Origin of the sequence: Salinithrix halophila (genome assembly GCF_042650125.1) — a bacterium.
In the GTDB taxonomy this organism is placed as follows: Bacteria; Bacillota; Bacilli; order Thermoactinomycetales; family DSM-45169; genus Salinithrix; species Salinithrix halophila.
The window spans coordinates 238,059-254,537 of record NZ_JBHSAP010000015.1 but is presented as its reverse complement, the minus strand read 5'-3'; the positions used below and the strand labels follow the sequence as shown (position 1 = coordinate 254,537).

General features: G+C 55.6%; 15 protein-coding genes. 1 reads left to right on the top strand and 14 read right to left on the bottom strand.

The genetic code is table 11. The features are described 5' to 3' along the window. The 12 genes from ACFOUO_RS11475 to ACFOUO_RS11420 all read right to left on the bottom strand — a co-directional run bounded on the left by ACFOUO_RS11475 (position 1) and on the right by ACFOUO_RS11420 (position 13,578). On the bottom strand, positions 1-450 hold the full coding sequence (locus tag ACFOUO_RS11475; protein WP_380705256.1) for a hypothetical protein: 450 nt from the start codon (positions 448-450) through the stop codon (positions 1-3). Between the two features lie 247 nt (positions 451-697). Next, positions 698-1,648, bottom strand: a complete 951-nt coding sequence (gene argF, locus ACFOUO_RS11470) for an ornithine carbamoyltransferase (RefSeq protein WP_380705561.1) — start codon at positions 1,646-1,648, stop codon at positions 698-700. Between the two features lie 11 nt (positions 1,649-1,659). Next, positions 1,660-4,902 (bottom strand): carbamoyl-phosphate synthase (glutamine-hydrolyzing) large subunit, encoded by a 3,243-nt coding sequence (gene carB, locus ACFOUO_RS11465; RefSeq protein WP_380705255.1) that lies wholly within the window; start codon positions 4,900-4,902, stop codon positions 1,660-1,662. Further along, positions 4,895-5,965 (bottom strand): carbamoyl phosphate synthase small subunit, encoded by a 1,071-nt coding sequence (locus ACFOUO_RS11460; protein ID WP_380705254.1) that lies wholly within the window; start codon positions 5,963-5,965, stop codon positions 4,895-4,897. The genes carB and ACFOUO_RS11460 overlap by 8 nt, the downstream gene beginning before the upstream one ends. After that, positions 5,943-7,136, bottom strand: coding sequence for an aspartate aminotransferase family protein (locus ACFOUO_RS11455; protein WP_380705253.1), 1,194 nt, complete (start codon positions 7,134-7,136; stop codon positions 5,943-5,945). Before ACFOUO_RS11455 ends, ACFOUO_RS11460 begins: the two co-directional genes overlap by 23 nt. Next, positions 7,105-7,914 carry an acetylglutamate kinase gene (gene argB, locus ACFOUO_RS11450; protein WP_380705252.1) on the bottom strand — a complete coding sequence of 270 codons (810 nt, stop codon included), beginning with the start codon at positions 7,912-7,914 and terminating at the stop codon, positions 7,105-7,107. Before argB ends, ACFOUO_RS11455 begins: the two co-directional genes overlap by 32 nt. 33 nt (positions 7,915-7,947) lie before the next feature. Next, positions 7,948-9,198, bottom strand: a complete 1,251-nt coding sequence (gene argJ, locus ACFOUO_RS11445) for a bifunctional glutamate N-acetyltransferase/amino-acid acetyltransferase ArgJ (RefSeq protein ID WP_380705560.1) — start codon at positions 9,196-9,198, stop codon at positions 7,948-7,950. Positions 9,199-9,247: 49 nt separating this feature from the next. Beyond that, positions 9,248-10,279, bottom strand: a complete 1,032-nt coding sequence (gene argC / locus ACFOUO_RS11440) for an N-acetyl-gamma-glutamyl-phosphate reductase (RefSeq protein WP_380705251.1) — start codon at positions 10,277-10,279, stop codon at positions 9,248-9,250. A 127-nt stretch (positions 10,280-10,406) separates the two neighbouring features. Beyond that, positions 10,407-10,736 carry a c-type cytochrome gene (locus ACFOUO_RS11435; RefSeq protein ID WP_380705250.1) on the bottom strand — a complete coding sequence of 110 codons (330 nt, stop codon included), beginning with the start codon at positions 10,734-10,736 and terminating at the stop codon, positions 10,407-10,409. Positions 10,737-10,882: 146 nt separating this feature from the next. Next, positions 10,883-11,206 carry a hypothetical protein gene (locus tag ACFOUO_RS11430; RefSeq protein ID WP_380705249.1) on the bottom strand — a complete coding sequence of 108 codons (324 nt, stop codon included), beginning with the start codon at positions 11,204-11,206 and terminating at the stop codon, positions 10,883-10,885. A gap of 218 nt (positions 11,207-11,424) precedes the next feature. After that, positions 11,425-12,210: an enoyl-CoA hydratase-related protein gene (locus ACFOUO_RS11425; protein WP_380705248.1), complete on the bottom strand. Its 786-nt coding sequence runs from the start codon at positions 12,208-12,210 to the stop codon at positions 11,425-11,427. Between the two features lie 231 nt (positions 12,211-12,441). After that, complete coding sequence (locus ACFOUO_RS11420; RefSeq protein WP_380705247.1) at positions 12,442-13,578, bottom strand: conserved virulence factor C family protein; 1,137 nt, start codon at positions 13,576-13,578, stop codon at positions 12,442-12,444. Positions 13,579-13,900: 322 nt separating this feature from the next. Between ACFOUO_RS11420 and ACFOUO_RS11415 the strand changes: the two genes are divergently transcribed. Then, the gene (locus ACFOUO_RS11415) at positions 13,901-14,698 is read left to right on the top strand and encodes a YwqG family protein (protein ID WP_380705246.1); all 798 of its coding nucleotides are present in this window, start codon (positions 13,901-13,903) and stop codon (positions 14,696-14,698) included. Positions 14,699-14,742: 44 nt separating this feature from the next. Here the strand turns inward: ACFOUO_RS11415 and ACFOUO_RS11410 are convergent, their stop codons facing one another. Both ACFOUO_RS11410 and prfB read right to left on the bottom strand, forming a co-directional pair. Beyond that, the gene (locus ACFOUO_RS11410) at positions 14,743-15,189 is read right to left on the bottom strand and encodes a hypothetical protein (protein ID WP_380705245.1); all 447 of its coding nucleotides are present in this window, start codon (positions 15,187-15,189) and stop codon (positions 14,743-14,745) included. A gap of 133 nt (positions 15,190-15,322) precedes the next feature. Beyond that, positions 15,323-16,430 (bottom strand): peptide chain release factor 2 gene (prfB, locus tag ACFOUO_RS11405; RefSeq protein ID WP_380705244.1). Its coding sequence is split into 2 segments (ribosomal slippage): positions 15,323-16,357 and positions 16,359-16,430, totalling 1,107 coding nucleotides; the frame shifts between segments, so codons are not numbered across the junction. Positions 16,431-16,479: the final 49 nt, after the last annotated feature.

Sequence of the window (16,479 nt, the reverse complement as noted above, 5' to 3'; positions counted from 1 at the left end):
TCATTGCGTGGGTTGGGCGTAGAGGACGAAAACCCGCCGGTTCTCATCGATTTCCGCCGATAACTTCTTCCATTCGCGTTCTTGGAGATAAAAACAATCACACTGGAGATAAAGACGGAGGTCTGCCGAGCAGTCGAAATGGAGAATCTCCACCACCCGGTAATAGACAGCCCCTTCCACATACTCCCGCACTTCCAGACGCAACCCCTCCCAGACAGGGCGGGTGAGGCGCTCCCGGCTAATCACTTCCTCCTCCTCTGCCTCTTTCACGAATAGAATACATTCCGTTGGGGAGACAGCCGTCGCTACCTTTTCAAATACACGATCCTCTTTGACAAACCAGTCACAGACCAGGCGATTGGAGATTTCCTCGCTATCGATATCGTCATAGATGAAAAGGAGCGGGAATGACCGGGATGAGTCGTGAAGGCGATATTCCAGACGAGTCACAGGGAACCTCCTTTCACACCTGCCACCAGATTACCCGTCCTCCCCCCGCCTGTAAAGGTAAAGAGCATGAAAAAACTTGGCCTGGTTACGTTATCAGAGGAATTGGTGGTATCATTTTACAGGTAAATGATTAGAAAGAAATATATTTCCATTTGATAGACGAAAAACCCGGTTCCCTGCGCAGGGAACCGGGTTTAATTTTTGTACATGTCCCCCAACAGGAGAAGCTAAGCGTTCGTTCCAACCTTCAGTCACCTAACAACATCACCAACAATGCCTTCTGGGCGTGAAGCCGGTTTTCCGCCTGCCGGAAGACAGCGGATTGGGGGCCGTCGATCACTTCGGCGGCTACCTCCAGACCGCGGTAGGCAGGGAGACAGTGAAGGAAGAGGGCATCCGACTTCGCCTTCGCCATCATGATTGGGTCGACTTGGTAGCCGACAAAGTCCTTCATCCGTTTCTCCTTCTCTTCTTCCTGGCCCATGCTTGCCCAAACATCCGTGTAGACAGCGTCAGCTCCCGCCACCGCCTCAGCCGGATCATGAGTCCATGTGACCATTCCCCCCGTTTTTTGGGCGATCAATTCCGCTTGTTGAACAATCGACTCATCCGGTTCATAGCCGGGAGGGAATGCGGCAGCTACATGCATCCCAGTGAGAGCTCCCGCCTCCAATAGGGAGTGAAGCACATTGTTTCCATCCCCGACATAAGCCAACTTCAGACCGGCTAGCTTCCCTTTCGTCTCTTTGAGCGTCAACAGGTCGGCCAAAGCCTGACAAGGGTGGTGGAGGTCCGTTAGACCGTTGATAACGGGAATCGAAGCATAAGAAGCTAATTCCTTCACATCACTGTGCCAGTGGGTACGAATCAAGATCGCGTCCACAAACCCGGACAGAATCTGGGCTGTATCCGCCGTCGACTCTCCTCGGCCCAATTGCAGCTCCTGCCGGTTGAGGGCAAGGGGATGCCCACCGAGTTGGGCCATCCCCGCTTCAAAGGAGACCCGAGTGCGGGTAGACGGTTTATCAAAGATCATCGCCAGTGTCTTCCCGGAGAGGGGGTGCCAAGCTTCTCCCTTCTTTAGCTTCTCTTTTCCTTCCAGAGCGAGTGCAAGCAGCGATTCCACCTCGCCGGGGGTATAATCCGATAATGCCAGACAATCCCGCCCCTTCAGGGACGGAGGAGCCGCCATAACCATTTGGGTGGTCTTCATCCGATCATCGTCTCCTTTTTCCCTGTTGTCTCAAGGGGGGCGACTGTCCAAAAAGCGGAATCCCGCCACCCCTGGGTTTGAAGCAGCCACCGGAATGTATCCGGAGAAGTGAAACAAGGCACCTGCCACTCCAGCGCCATCTGCCGTAGCCGGAAGCCCTCCCGGGTGTTGTCTTCACCCCGTGTCGGCAGGTTTAGGACCGCTTTCGGCCTGTCGCTGGAGAGCCAATCGGCACAATTTTCTATCGTGAGGATATGGGCTTCTAGACCGAACTGTTCTCGGATAAAGCGGGCAGTCCCAGGGGTGGCGAAGAGTTCCACACCTTGGCGGGCCAGGTCGGGTACCCAATCTCCCAGCTCTTTTTTTAGCCCATCAGCGACAGAGAGGAGAAGATCGCTCCCCGCTTCCATGTTGGGGAGCGGGGCACCTATCGTCCAGGGCAGGACTTTGGCGATCGCCTCTTCCAACGTGTCACCGAGACCCAGCACTTCACCGGTGGATTTCATCTCCGGACCCAATGCCGGATCGACTCCGGGCAGCTTCGGTCCAGAAAAGACGGACCCTTTCACCGCCCACCGTTCGGGGGACTCTAACCGACCGAGGGGAGCCAAAGAGGCGAGGGGTTCACCTAGCTGAACACGGGTCGCCCAGTCCACCATCGGCACCCCGGCCACCTTGCTGATGACGGGAACGGTCCGGGAAGCACGGGGGTTCACTTCCAACACATACACCTGGGATGGAGTGACAACGAACTGGATGTTCATGAGACCCGCGTGGGGTAGAGCCTGGGTGATCCTCCGGGTGTAGTCGACCACTGTCGCCTTCTGCTCCTCCGACAAATCGGGTGCCGCTAGGATCGCTAGGCTGTCCCCGGAATGTACCCCCGCTCGTTCTACATGCTGGGTGAGCACAGGAATGACGAAATCTTTCCCGTCGGTGACCGCGTCCACCTCCACCTCGATCCCTTCCATAAACCGATCCAACAGGAGCGGGTATGCCTCCTCCGGCAAGCCGCATTCTCCGGAGCGACCCATGACAGAAGCCAGTTCAGCGGCGTCTCTAACCACCTGCATACCCTGTCCGCCGATTACATAGGAGGGGCGGAGAAGGATCGGATAACCCAGGTCTTTTGCAAGGGCGTGAACCTCTGCCGGTGTCGCCGCCGTCCGCCCGGGAATGTGGGGGATATCCAGATCCCGAAGCAACTCGTAAAACCTCTCCCTGTCCTCCACCCGGTCGATGGCCTCAGCGGATGTGCCCAGCACAGGGACTCCCGCTTCCTCCAAGCCCCGAATGAGTCGGATGGCCGTCTGGCCTCCATACTGAACCAGTACGCCATCCACCTGTTCTTTCTCCACCACATGGAGAACATCTTCCACAGTCAGAGGCTCGAAGTATAGGCGGTCGGCCGTCGCATAGTCGGTACTTACCGTCTCCGGGTTATTGTTGATGACGACAGATAAGATCCCTTGCTTTTTCAAGGATTTAGCTGCGTGTACCGAGCAGTAGTCAAACTCAATCCCCTGTCCGATTCGGATCGGACCGGACCCCACTACCAGCACCCGTCTCGTCGCACCGGAAGGCTGCACTTCATCCTCTCCCTGCCAGGAGGAATAATAGTACGGGGTGTCCGCGGTAAATTCCCCGGCACAGGTGTCCACCCACTTATAGGAAGGAGACCAGCCCTTTTCTTTCCAGCGAGCACGTATGTCCGCTTCCGGGACTTTATATATATGGGCAAGCGTTGCATCAGCCACCCCTTTTTCCTTAGCTTGCTTCAAGAGGGCAATCGGGACGGTTTCCCAAGTGTAAGAGGCCAAATCCGTTTCCAGGCATACCATCCCCCGCACTTTCTCCAGGTAGTAGAGGGTGATCCCAGTCAAACGCTGCACTTCCTCCAGATGCCATCCCCGACGAAAGGCTTCCCCCAGGGCAAACAATCGCCGGTCGTCGGGTTTAGCTAGACGAGTCCGGAGAGCCTCATCCGTCAGCTCCCGATCTGAAGCTGAGAGGAGGGAGAAGCGGCCCATATCCAGGGAACGGATCGCCTTGTAAAGGGCCGTCTCCAAATTGCGGCCAAGAGCCATCACCTCCCCGGTCGCTTTCATCCGCGTGCCGAGCCGCCGATCCCCCTCCGGGAACTTGTCAAAAGGCCAGCGGGGAATTTTCACCACCACATAATCCAACGCCGGTTCGAAGCTGGCAAACGTATGGCCGGTCACCGGGTTCAGACACGCATCCAACCGGTATCCGATAGAGAGTTTCGCAGCCAAACGGGCGATTGGATATCCCGTCGCCTTGGAGGCGAGGGCGCTGGAACGGCTGACCCGGGGGTTCACTTCGATGATGGCATATTCTCCCGTCTCCGGATGAAGGGCAAATTGGATATTGCAACCTCCCACCACTTTCAAGGACCGGATGACTTTGCAGGCAGAGCTCCGCAACAACTGGTACTGGCGGTCGGTCAGAGTCTGAGAGGGAGCGGTGACGACACTATCCCCGGTATGAGTGCCGACAGGATCGATATTCTCCATGTTGCACACGGCGATGCAAGTGCCCGCCGCATCCCTCATCATCTCGTATTCAATCTCTTTCCAGCCGAGGATACTCTGCTCGATTAGCACCTGTCTAATCGGGCTGGCCGCAAGCCCCTGGCGGGCGATACGGGCCAATTCCTCGGGACATTCCGCCGTTCCTCCGCCGAAACCGCCCAAGGTGTAAGCGGGCCGGACGACGACGGGATAACCGATTGTCTCAGCGTAGACGAGAGCTTCCTGGACAGCGGAGATGGTCTTTCCTCGGGGAACCGGTTCACCGATGGATTCCATCATGGTCTTGAAGGCTTCCCGATCTTCTGCGTTCATGATGGTCTCCACCGGGGGCCCCAATAGCTCGACCCCAAATTCCTCCAGCACGCCCAGCTCCACCAGCTTTACCGCCAGGTTGAGACCGGTTTGGCCGCCCATGGTAGCCAGCAGTCCGTCGGGTCTCTCCCGGCGAATGATCTCGGTTAGGACCTCGGTTGTGAGGGGCTCCATGTATAGAACATCCGCCACTTCCCGGTCCGTCATGATCGTGGCCGGATTGTTGTTCGCCAGAATGACCCGGATCCCTTCTTCTTTCAGAGCAAGGCAGGCCTGGGTACCGGCGTAATCGAACTCTGCTGCCTGACCGATCACAATCGGCCCGGACCCGATGACCAGAACACTTTGCATCTTTTTTTGTCGCGGGTCACCCATACACCTTCACCTCCTTCGCCGCGTTCACCCGGTCGATGAACCGTTGGAACAGACCTGCCGCATCCTCCGGCCCAGGATGCGCCTCGGGATGGAATTGAGCCGTGAATATCGGATACTGCCGATGAGCGAGCCCTTCGACGGATCCGTCGTTAACATGGGAGTGGGTCAGCTCCCATACAGCCAGATCAAGGCTGTCAGAGCAGACGGCATATCCATGGTTCTGGGAAGTCATCCATACCTCTTCGGTCGCCAGCTCCTTCACCGGATGATTGCTCCCCCGATGGCCGAAAGGCAACCGTTGCGTATCGGCGCCGAAAGCGAGGGCAAGAATCTGATGACCGAGACAAATGCCCAACGTGGGAATCTTTTGCACCAGAGGAACCCACCCGCTTACCCAGGGAAGCATGGCCTTCGGATCTCCCGGCCCATTCGAAAAGAGAAGACCGTCGGGGTCTAGAGATTCAATCTTCTGAGGAGGCCAAAACCAGGGAACCACCGTCACCTGGCATCCCCCTTCGATAAGCGATTGAAGAATGGATCGCTTATAACCGAAGTCAATCAGGACGATATGAGAGGCGTCCGAAACTTTCGCCGGATGAAAGACCGGTGTCCGAACGCTGACGGAATCGACCCATTCTGCGGAGAGAGGGTCGGGCCATCCAGTGACGGTGGGGCGTGGGTTGGAGGAGAACATCCCCCTCATCGCCCCCTGACTGCGAATCTTCCTTACGACTGCCCGTGTATCGACGCCGGAGAGCCCTGGAACCCCGTGTCGGTCCAACCAAACAGCGAGTCCGTTCTCCCCTCCACCAAAGAGTTCACTCACCACCACCCCAGTGCATGTCGGAGCATCGCTTTCACTCTCCCCCATCACCGTTCCGTAGTTGCCGATCAAGGGGTAAGTGAACGTGACGATCTGTCCGGCATAGGAAGGGTCGGTCATAACTTCTTGGTAACCCGTCATGCCGGTGGTGAAGACCACCTCCCCCAGCGTCTCCTTCGGGCTTCCGATCCACTGTCCAGAGAATGTCTCCCCATCTTCAAATACGAGATACGCATCCATCTGCGGTCTCCTCCTCCAGTTCAACCAAACCTTCCACGATCATCTCGACCGCGATGTCTGTCTGTTCTTTCGTCACGATCAACGGGGGCAACAAGCGCAGAACCTCTGGCCCCGCCGGCAGAGCCAGTAGTCCTTTGTGGGCAAGATGGCTGACCAGCGGTGCCGCCGGACAATCCAATTCAACTCCCCACATCAAGCCTTTTCCCCGCACTTCTTTCACAAGGGAGTGGGAAAGGAGGGTTTCCTTCAGACGATTGCCGAGATAGGCCCCTGTCTCCTGGGATTTTTCCAGGAGGGAAGTTTCCGTTAACTCCTTCAATACGGCATGGACAACCGCCATCGCCAGGGGGCTGCCGCCGAAGGTGCTGGCGTGGCTACCTGGTCCGAAGAATTCTTTCAGCCCTCTACGTCCCAGCATCACCCCGACGGGAAACCCGTTGCCGAGCCCTTTCGCACAGGTGATCACATCAGGCAGAATGCCCGCGTCCCGACAGGCGAACAAGTTGCCTGTCCGCCCCATTCCTGTCTGCACCTCGTCCACCATCAGGAGGATCTCCCGCTCCCGGCAAAAGGCCTCCAGTTCTTTGAGAAAACCGGTATCGGCAGGACGGATCCCCCCTTCTCCCTGCACGATTTCCAGGAGAACAGCGACCGTATTTTCACCGGCTACCATCCGAACCGAGTCCATGTCGTTGTACTGAGCGTAGACAAACCCTTCCGGCAAGGGAGCACACCCCTGTTGCACCTTTTCCTGTCCGGTAGCTGTCAGGGTGGCCAGGGTTCGCCCGTGGAAGGAGGAACGGAAGGTAATGACTTCCGGCCTCTCTGTCCCTCTGTGTTCATGTCCGTAGCGTCGCGCCAATTTGATAGCTGCCTCGTTGGCCTCGGCACCGCTGTTGGCGAAAAAGGCGTAATCCAAATGGGAGGCTTCCTTCAAGAGGTTAGCCACTGCCTCCTGCCCCGGAATGGAAAAGAGATTGGAGACGTGCCACAGCAGCGAGGCCTGATTTTCGAGGGCCTCCCTCACCCGAGGGTGACCATGTCCCAAATTGCAGACCCCGAGACCTGAAGTGAAGTCGAGGTAACGCTTCCCCCCCTCATCCCAAAGCCATACCCCTTCGCCTCTGACCGGCCGGATCTCATTGCGCAGATACGTCGGAAAAAGCGCCATCGCACATCCCCTCCTCCGTCACAATTCGGGTGCCGCCTGACAGGAAGCCGTTCTCCATCGACAGACAACCGGGTGAACAACCATCGAGGATGACCACTTCCTTCACCTGCGACAATCCCGCTACCGCGGCTTCCACTTTGGGAATCATTCCGCCATGAATTTCGCCCTTCGCCACCATTTTTTCGATCTGCCCCGGCGTGATCGATTTCAGAACCCGTTCATCACCAGTACGGATTCCTGGCACATCCGTCACCAACACCAGGTACTCCGCTCCAATCGCCCCAGCGATGGCTCCCGCGGCGGTATCAGCGTTTACATTGTAACGACATCCGGCTCCGTCGGTGCCGAGTGAGGCGATGACAGGGAGCCACCCTCCCTCCAACAACGTTCGCAACACAGCCGGGCGTACGGTTTCCACTTCACCGACCCAACCGAGAGCCGGATCCTTCTGACTCACCCGGATCAGCCCCCCGTCGACGCCGGAAAGGCCGACCGCAGATGCCCCCGCCTGTTCCAAGCGGCTGACCAGGCTTTTGTTGACGGTTCCCGCCAATACCATCTCAACCACTTCCAACCCCGTGTCATCCGTGACACGAAGTCCGTTTACGAATGATGGGGAAAAGCCCATCCGCCCCTGCCACCGGTTGATCGCCGGGCCCCCGCCATGAACGATCACCGACCTCCATCCCCGGCTGACAAGATTGGCACAATCCCGGAAAAAGGAGGAGCTGAGCCGCTCCTGCACACTTCCCCCAATTTTGATGACCACTTTTTTCATCGACTCATCCTCCTCCCTCTCCCGGCTTTTTTATCAAGTCCGGTAGCTAGCATTGATCCGGACATAATCATAAGTAAGGTCGCATCCCCAGGCACAGGCCTGTTCCACCCCTTCATGGAGGTGAACACCGATCTCCACGGTCGGTTGCTCCAGAGCCCGCCGTGCGGCGCCTTCATCGAAGATCGCCGGTCGCCCCCCTTCGACGACGGTAACCCCGCCGAGTTCCACGGTCACACCTGCAGGATCGAGCTGAGCGCCGCTGTAGCCCACCGCACACAAGATCCGCCCCCAGTTGGGATCCGCCCCGTATACCGCCGTTTTAACGAGACTAGAACCGACTACGGCTTTAGCCGCCTGGCGCGCCCCTTCTAAAGTGGTCGCTCCAGTCACTCGAACTTCCACCAGCCGGGTCGCGCCTTCCCCGTCCCGAGCGATCATTTTGGCTAATTCACGGGAAACAAATGCGAAGGCTTCCCGGAAAGCAGCCCAGTCGGGGTGGTTTTCCGTCAGAGGTCTGTGCCCCGCCAGGCCACTCGCCATCGCTGTTACCATATCATTCGTGCTGGAATCCCCATCGACGGTGATCATGTTATAACTCTCGTCGGTCACTTCCCGTAATAAGCCATGCAGGGGAGCGGGTTCAATCACTGCATCGGTGGTCATGAAGGCAAGCATCGTCGCCATATTGGGATGAACCATCCCGGAACCCTTTGCAACCCCACTGATACGGACTTCCCGCCCTTCCACGTGGAGACGCACTTCTGCCGCCTTGATTCCGGTATCCGTCGTTAGAATGGAACGGCAAAAATCTTCATGTCCTACCACTGCCAGTGAACTGGCAAGACCGGGAACAGCCCCGATGATCTTTCCAATCGGCAACCGCTCCCCGATCACTCCCGTGGAGGCAACCCCGATCAAATGCTCGGGAACGTCCAGCGCATGGGCCGCCGCTTTTCTCATCCGGTAGGCATCCGCCAACCCTTCGTCACCGGTACAGGCATTGGCGTTTCCGCTGTTGACGAGGAGAGCCTGCATACGACTTTCCACCGCCATCCCTTCCCGGGTCACGGTCAAGGGGGCCGCCTGGAAGGCATTCATGGTATAGACCGCGGCAGCGGCAGCGGGAACTTCACAACGAATCAAGCCCAAATCCTTTCGCTTCCGTTTGATCCCCGCATGCATTCCTGCGGCAGTGAAGCCCAGAGGTGAGGTGATCCTCGGTTCAGAAACCGTAGTAAACCCTGCCGTCGTCTCCCGGCTTTCCGTCAATTGGATGGTCTCCATCATCGCTTACTCCTTTCCTCTCCCAAGGACGGTTTCTCTCTATGATCGATCACGGATATACCGGGTGCAGCTGGAGTCCCGCCGTTTCGGGCCACCCCATCATCAGATTGAGATTTTGAACTGCCTGACCCGCTGCCCCTTTCATCAAGTTGTCAATCGCGGCTGCGGCGACGATCATACCCGTTCTGCTGTCTACCTGAGCCTGGATATCGCAAAAGTTGCTTCCTTGTACCTGCTTGGTCCGGGGCCATTCCCCTTCGGAACGCAATCGGACGAAAGGATGACCCGCATAAGTATCCGCCAGCATCTCCCTTAACTTCTTCGTGGTCCACCCCGAAGCTGCCGGTGCATATACGAATGTAAGGATACCCCGATTCATAGGAACAATCTGGGGAGTGAAGGTGATCGGTATCGGTTGCCCGCCGATCTCTCCTGCATATCGCTCGATCTCCGGCGTGTGCTGGTGGGAGCCCACTTTATAGGGAAAGAGATTTTCATTCACTTCGCAAAAGAGACTGCCGGGCTTTAAGGCCCGGCCCGCACCGGACATTCCCGATTTGGCATCGATCACCAGAGGACCTTGTACTGCCGCACCCGTTCGCAGAAGGGGAAGGAGAATCAATAAAGCGGCAGTCGGATAGCAGCCTGGATTGGCGATGACCCTCGCTTGACGGATTTGATCACCCATCCACTCGCTTAACCCGTAGACGGCCTGATTGCACCATTTTTCCGGTGCGGGTTCTTTTCCGTACCACTCCTTGTACTCTCCCGCCCGTAAACGGAAGTCTCCCGCAAGATCGACCACAGACACTCCCTGTTCCGCCAATTCGGGAAGAAAGCGACTGCTCACACCGGCTGGTGCAGCGAAAAAAGCTGCCTCCGCTCGCTCCGCAATCCTACCAGCATCCCACTCTTCCAAATCGATAGCCAGGTGAGAGAGGTGAGGAAAGGCCGCACTCAGTTCCTCTCCCGCCCTGGAAGATGATATAAGGGCTCCAATCTCTACATGGGGATGTTGCTCCAGGATTCGGATCAACTCGGCGCTACCGTATCCTGTCGAACCGATCACGGCCACTTTCATTGCACTGCCTCCATCCATCGAAAATCGTTTCGTATCATTATACACTCGAGTTAATATTTATTCAATGCCGTTTATAAAAAAAAACCGGGAAGAGGCCAAGTACTCCCCTTCTCCCGGTCTTCCAGCCCTACTTTTTCTTGGCCAACCAGGCGGCCAGCTTGTCACGTTCAGCATTACCCACCTGATTCTGCGCGGGCATCTGTCCCTTTCCTCTTTGGATGATAGCAGCGATTTCCTTCTTGGAATATTGAGCCCCTACCTTGTCCAAAGCTGGCCCAACGCTCCCTTCCATCTTTTCTCCGTGGCAACTCATACAGTTGCTAGCATAGATCTCCTTCGGCGATGCCGTTTCGGAAGCACCTCCGTCGGATCCTCCCTGTTGCTGTCCACAGGCGCTCAAGGCGACCATGACGACCGCCCCACCCAATACAGATCTCCACACGGATTTGTTTATCAAGATTTCCCCCCCTGTCTTATTTGCCTTATATCTCCAAAGCTATCATACAAGATAGGATATTTCCCGAACCGATAATAACGTTAACATTCCACGAAAAATCGCCGGATATGTGTCGACTCCGGCGATCAAGCGGGCTCTCAAGATATTTACGAGGGTTTCTTTTTACCCGCTCGCCCCTTGTTTCTCCGTGACAGCGGGTGGGGTTGTTCTTGTTCCTGTTTCTGTTCCGGTTCTGTTTCCTTCTCAGGCTCCGGTTCCGCTTCCTTCTGGCGCTCCCGTTTCGATTCCTTTAGAGTCGCCTCTCGGTGTTCGTCAGACTTGGGGTCATAGGGAGCTTTAAAAGCCCGTTCCAACTCATCGACTTCACCACTTCGCTTACGGGTCTGAAGGACGAGGAATAACACCAGTACGATAAGGAGAACGACAAGACCGATCCATAGGAACGGGGGAACCATCTCAAACACTTTCACCTTTATCCCTCCATTAAGCCTACCCTCTCCCAGGAACCAGAGGCACCTTAGAGGCCTTTTATTAATATAGCATAAAACACCTGATGACAAGGCCTTCTCCCTATCTGGTGTAGAAAAAACCGAAAGATCCTGTCGAAAGACCCTTGTCTTCTGTCACCCTTCGAAAAATTTCCCGGGAAACGACACCATCTCCCTCCTTCTTACAGAGGGAAGTCGCGTTACCGATTTTTAAACTGCGGCTTTCTTTTCTCCAGGAATGCGTCCATCCCTTCCATCCGGTCTTCCGTGTCGAAAACGACACCAAAATAGGAAGATTCCAAGGCAAGACCTGTCGCCAGGTCTGTCTCCGCCCCGCGGTTAATCGCTTGTTTCGTGTAGTTCATGGCCACTGGCGCTTTTTCCGCCAGCGCAGAAGCCAGCTTTTTAGCTTCAGCCAGCAATTGATCCGCTGGCACCACTTTCTGAACCAAGCCCATGCGAAGGGCCTCCTCCGCCCCGATCATCTCCCCGGTCAGACAGAGATATTTGGCCATGCTCTTCCCCAACAGTCTTGCCAGCCGCTGTGTGCCCCCATAACCCGGAAGGACACCCAGGTTGATTTCCGGCTGGCCAAAACGAGCCTTTTCTGAAGCTATCAAGATATCCCCACTCATAGCCAGCTCACAGCCTCCCCCAAGGGCAAAGCCATTCACAGCCATGATCACCGGCTTTGGGCTGTTCTCCAGTCGGGAGAAGAGAGCTTGTCCTCGTGCAGCCAGCCGTTCCGCCTCGTTGGATGAAGGAACCTGCCGCAATTCTTTGATATCCGCCCCGGCGACAAACGCTTTTTCCCCAGCACCGGTCAGGACCAGAGCCCGGATGTCTTCCTCATTCTCCACCCAGTCAACAACTTCCGTCAATTCCTCTAATGTCTCTCTATTCAACGCGTTCATCACTTCCGGACGCTGGATCGTCAAAAGCGCCCAACCTTCTCCTTTTTCGACGGCGATATGTTTCCACTGCATCGCTGTCACCTCCGGATGACGGGCTGAATTCTCTCCACAAGAATGCCCGGATTTATACGAGTCAGATCGTTATCAGTTTCGACAAAATCCTAACCATTCCTTTTTTCAACCAAAGGCCTCTTCAAAAACCGCCCCCTCCCAAGCTCGACCATAGCCTCGGGGATTCTTTTACTATTGAATAATAGTCTTCAGCAGAAAAAAGAGCCCCCTGAGGGGCCGCTCACTCCAGGATCAACTGTCTTTGGTTTCATTCCGCCGTGTCATCTGCTGCCAGACGGATCCACCGGCCTCTTCCCCCCGCTCAATCCGTTCCAGCGCCATCCTCGCCTGCATCGCCACTTCGAATTCCGGATCATTTTGGGCTTCCTGCAAAGCTGGCACGGCAGATTCATCCCCTGTTTCATAGAGAAACATAGCCGCCCGCCAGCGAACCAATTTACTTTTATCCTTTAACGCTTCGATCATGGGGCTGATTGCTGCTGGATCCCCAAGGTCAGACAGACAGTCCCCCGCAGTGCGCCGGACGGTAACCGAAGGATCCTTTAAAGCCTTCAGCAGGTAGGGAAGCACTTCTTTTTCCTCGATCGCTCCCAGATAAGCAGCCGCTAAGCGACGGATAGAGGACTTGGGATCGGCAAGGGCCTTGTCAAGAACCGGCAGATCATCCAAGGTAGGGTTCATCTGTTCCAGCGCCGCGTATCGTTTTTTCCAGTCCGGTTCCTCCAGCATGTCAAGGGTTACCTTATACGATCGCTTTCGTTCCGGAACGGGCTCCCCCTGCCCTTGCTGGAGAGCCTGGCGCACCAGTTGGTTCAGCCGCTCATTAGGATAGGCGGCTGCTACCTCTTGAACCACTTCCTCCCCCACTTCCTCCAGATCGCCGTAACGGACACCCTGATCCTCCCATTTCCGCTCCAGAACCATATTGGCTGATGCTTCCTGGGCTTTCATCACCGCCTGGGCAAAACGGGGCGGCAGGGCGAAACGTTTTTCTTCTCCTGCAGCAGCAAGTTTCACCTGGATGGGTAGCCCGCGGAAGGTCTGAAGGAACACCTTCACTTCACCGAAAGCCTCCTCGGAGGGAGAGACTTGGGAGCCAGGCTTTTCCGACCCTCCCTCTTCCCCAAATACTTCCCGCACCTGAGGCAGGATCCGCTGCCACTCCACTTTGGCGTTCCGCTCGACGGCGAGGAAATCCGCCACCTGAAAAATGCTCTTCACCCCTTCAATCGCGAGGATTTTCCGTACGTAATCCGGAGCGTCGGAACAGTTGTCCGGGGTATAAGTGGCCCCTTTGGAGACACTTGTATCCAAGTTGATTTTCATCGAGTTGGGGCTGGGCGTCGGTTCAATCGATACAATTTTCACAGCTTATCCCTCCTATAACATTACAAAGTACCGGGCAACCATTGTCGCCCTCTCTCTATCTCTCACGGCGAAGGCGTGTCTGGTCACGAGCTATTATCATGAGCTACCCTAGGAAATCCTTAAAGGCACTTGCTTGTGTCATAAAGATACCAAAAACAGCTGGTCCTTGCCTCCCCCTGCGGAGCAGAACATAGGCTTTTTCCCTGCCTTGCTGTAAAATAGAGGCGTTCCTTCTCCTGAGGCTGCAGCAACCAGGCTTAAAGTAGCCTCTGATTGGGTAAAACGAACCTTAATGGTATCCGACAATCTGGGAGGAATAACTATGCCAGAGAAGATGGAAGAGAAAATCACAGCCTTGTTGGAGGAGAGCGGCCTTTCCGAGATGCAAGAAGAGATCCTGTCCACCCTCGTCCCCTGTGTCGTGATCAAACCTGGGGAAGAAGATGAAGACCTCCCTGTGGGCTCCTCCAAGTTCGGCGGTCTGCCGGACCTGCCCGCCAATGAACCTTATCCTGAAGCACCCGGAACGCACCTCAGCTTTCTCGCTCAGTATAACCTGAAGGAACTAGCTTCCATAGGAGAATTCCCTTTCCTTCCTGAGTCAGGAATGCTCTATTTTTTCCTCGCTGTGGACGAAATCCCCCCTGATTCTCCTCTGAACCCCGGCAGCTGGCTCGTCTTCTATCGGAGCACAGAAGCAAAAGGCCTCGTGCCCGCCCTGTTGCCCGAGGATATGCCCCGGGAGCTACTTCTTCCGGAACGGGGCATTACGTTTGTCAAGGAGAAACAGCTTCCCGATGTAGAGGCGACGGAAGACATGGAAGATATGGAAGATATGTATTTTCACCTGATGGACCAATTGTATGAGCTGGAAAACCGAGAAGGAGGTTATCACCAGGCATTCGGGCAGCCCCTGGAACTCTCCGGAGACGTTTTTAAGGAGTGCGCCTTGCGTTCCGGTCTCCCTGGAGAGTGGACGCTTCTGCTTCAGGTGGATTCCGACCCTGAGACCTTGGAAATGGCTTGGGGAAACCTCGGGATGCTCTATTTCTGTATCACAGAAGAAGATTTAGCCGCCCTCCGTTTCGAACGAACGTGGTTGGTGACCCAAGCCCATTGACGGCAAGTCTTCATCCAGCCCAGATTGTTGACAAAGCCTTCCTGTTAATAAACCAACCGCCCCTTCACCCGGGTCTTCACCCCTCCCCTGGGAAAGAAGACGAAGATCTTCCGTGTTCCTTGGCCCACATCGGCCAAGCTGGTAGAAAAGGATGTTGGCTTCGAGACACGGAACGACTCCCGGTGAAGGAGATGATACCGGTCGTCGTACACCTCTAACACCATCTCCGCCCGCTCTCCCCCTGGGTGGAGGAAACCTTCGACCCGAGCCTTTTTTCTATGGTCAAATGCGAAGGAATGCCCTTGGTTGAGAGCTTCGCTCTCCCCCTCCACGTGCCATGCATTGGCCTCGAACTGCCAGCACCGTGGCACGGAGGGGCAGGAACGCTCAGCAGTAATATAGACTGATTGTGACTGGGAAACTCCAGGCGGGAAAAACACAAGAAAGATGATCAGGATCATGGTTACATAGAACAAACGAGGTACCGGCATAAACCATCCCCCTCCCTCGGGTCAGCAGTCAGGCCGGAATCATCAATTCCCTCCTAGTTTCACCGATTTCCCTGTTTTCTTCCCTATCCCACAAATAAAAAAGCAACCGGTTGTAGCCGGTTGCTTTTTTTCTTTAAGACACATCGATCGTTTTCCGTAGGTATGCCTCGATAAAACTATCGATCTCACCATCGACAACAGCTTGGACGTTGCCAACCTCTACCTGGGTTCGGTGATCTTTGACCAAACTGTAGGGATGGAAAACATAGGAGCGGATCTGGCTCCCCCATCCGATCTCAGCCTGTTCTCCCTTGATCTCCGCTAGTTCCTTCTGTTTCTCTTCCAGTTGTTTTTCCAAAAGACGAGCCTTCAGGATTTTCATCGCCCGTTCCCGGTTCTTGATCTGGGAGCGTTCCGACTGACAGGTGACGACGACATTGGTCGGAAGGTGGGTAATCCGGACCGCCGAATCCGTGGTATTGACGTGCTGGCCACCAGCGCCGCTGGATCGATAGGTGTCGATCTTCAGATCTTCCGTCCGGATGTCCACTTCGACGTCATCCTCGATCTCGGGAAGGACATTGGCAGAGACGAAGGAGGTATGACGGCGTCCAGAAGCATCAAAAGGAGAAATCCGCACCAGGCGGTGAACCCCCTTCTCCGTCTTCAGGTATCCGTAGGCATTGTGCCCCTTAATGAGCAAGGTCACACTCTTCACACCGGCTTCCTCACCAGGAAGGTAATCCAGAGTCTCCACTTTAAATCCGCGCCTCTCGGCCCAGCGAGTGTACATGCGGAGAAGGATCTGAGCCCAATCCTGGGATTCAGTTCCCCCGGCGCCCGGGTGGAGTTCCAAAATGGCATTGTTTTTATCGTAGGGTTCGGAAAGAAGCAGCGTGAGCTCGAAATCATCCAGCTTCTTGCGAAGCTCCTTCGCTGTCTCTTCCGCTTCGGGGAGGAGAGATTCGTCCTCTTCTTCGGCAATGAGTTCCGCCATCACCGACAGTTCCTCACAACCTTCTTCCAGCTCCTTGATGCCATCGATAAGCCCTTTCAAACGATTGGACTCGTCAATGACTTTCTGGGCCCGGTTCTGATCGTTCCAGAAATTAGGATCGGTCATCTCCCGATCCAGTTCTTCTACGCGTTTCTCCTTTTCAGGGAGGTCAAAGAGACCCCCTGATGTCCGCCAACCGCTTGGCTGTATTATTCAACTCGTGTCGAAGTTCACTCAGGATCATATACCAACCACTCCTTGTACTTCATCATTACGATGGTATCAAAAATAAA

Excerpts from the sequence above, each read along its gene's own strand:
- ACFOUO_RS11415 (WP_380705246.1), top strand. The coding sequence starts at position 13,901 with ATGCCAGAGAAGATGGAAGAGAAAATCACAGCCTTGTTGGAGGAGAGC.
- argB (WP_380705252.1), bottom strand. The coding sequence starts at position 7,914 with ATGAAAAAAGTGGTCATCAAAATTGGGGGAAGTGTGCAGGAGCGGCTC.
- ACFOUO_RS11425 (WP_380705248.1), bottom strand. The coding sequence starts at position 12,210 with ATGCAGTGGAAACATATCGCCGTCGAAAAAGGAGAAGGTTGGGCGCTT.
- ACFOUO_RS11460 (WP_380705254.1), bottom strand. The coding sequence starts at position 5,965 with ATGGATGCGTATCTCGTATTTGAAGATGGGGAGACATTCTCTGGACAG.
- ACFOUO_RS11410 (WP_380705245.1), bottom strand. The coding sequence starts at position 15,189 with ATGCCGGTACCTCGTTTGTTCTATGTAACCATGATCCTGATCATCTTT.
- carB (WP_380705255.1), bottom strand. The coding sequence starts at position 4,902 with ATGGGTGACCCGCGACAAAAAAAGATGCAAAGTGTTCTGGTCATCGGG.
- argF (WP_380705561.1), bottom strand. The coding sequence starts at position 1,648 with ATGGTTATGGCGGCTCCTCCGTCCCTGAAGGGGCGGGATTGTCTGGCA.
- argJ (WP_380705560.1), bottom strand. The coding sequence starts at position 9,198 with ATGGAGACCATCCAATTGACGGAAAGCCGGGAGACGACGGCAGGGTTT.
- argC (WP_380705251.1), bottom strand. The coding sequence starts at position 10,279 with ATGAAAGTGGCCGTGATCGGTTCGACAGGATACGGTAGCGCCGAGTTG.
- ACFOUO_RS11455 (WP_380705253.1), bottom strand. The coding sequence starts at position 7,136 with ATGGCGCTTTTTCCGACGTATCTGCGCAATGAGATCCGGCCGGTCAGA.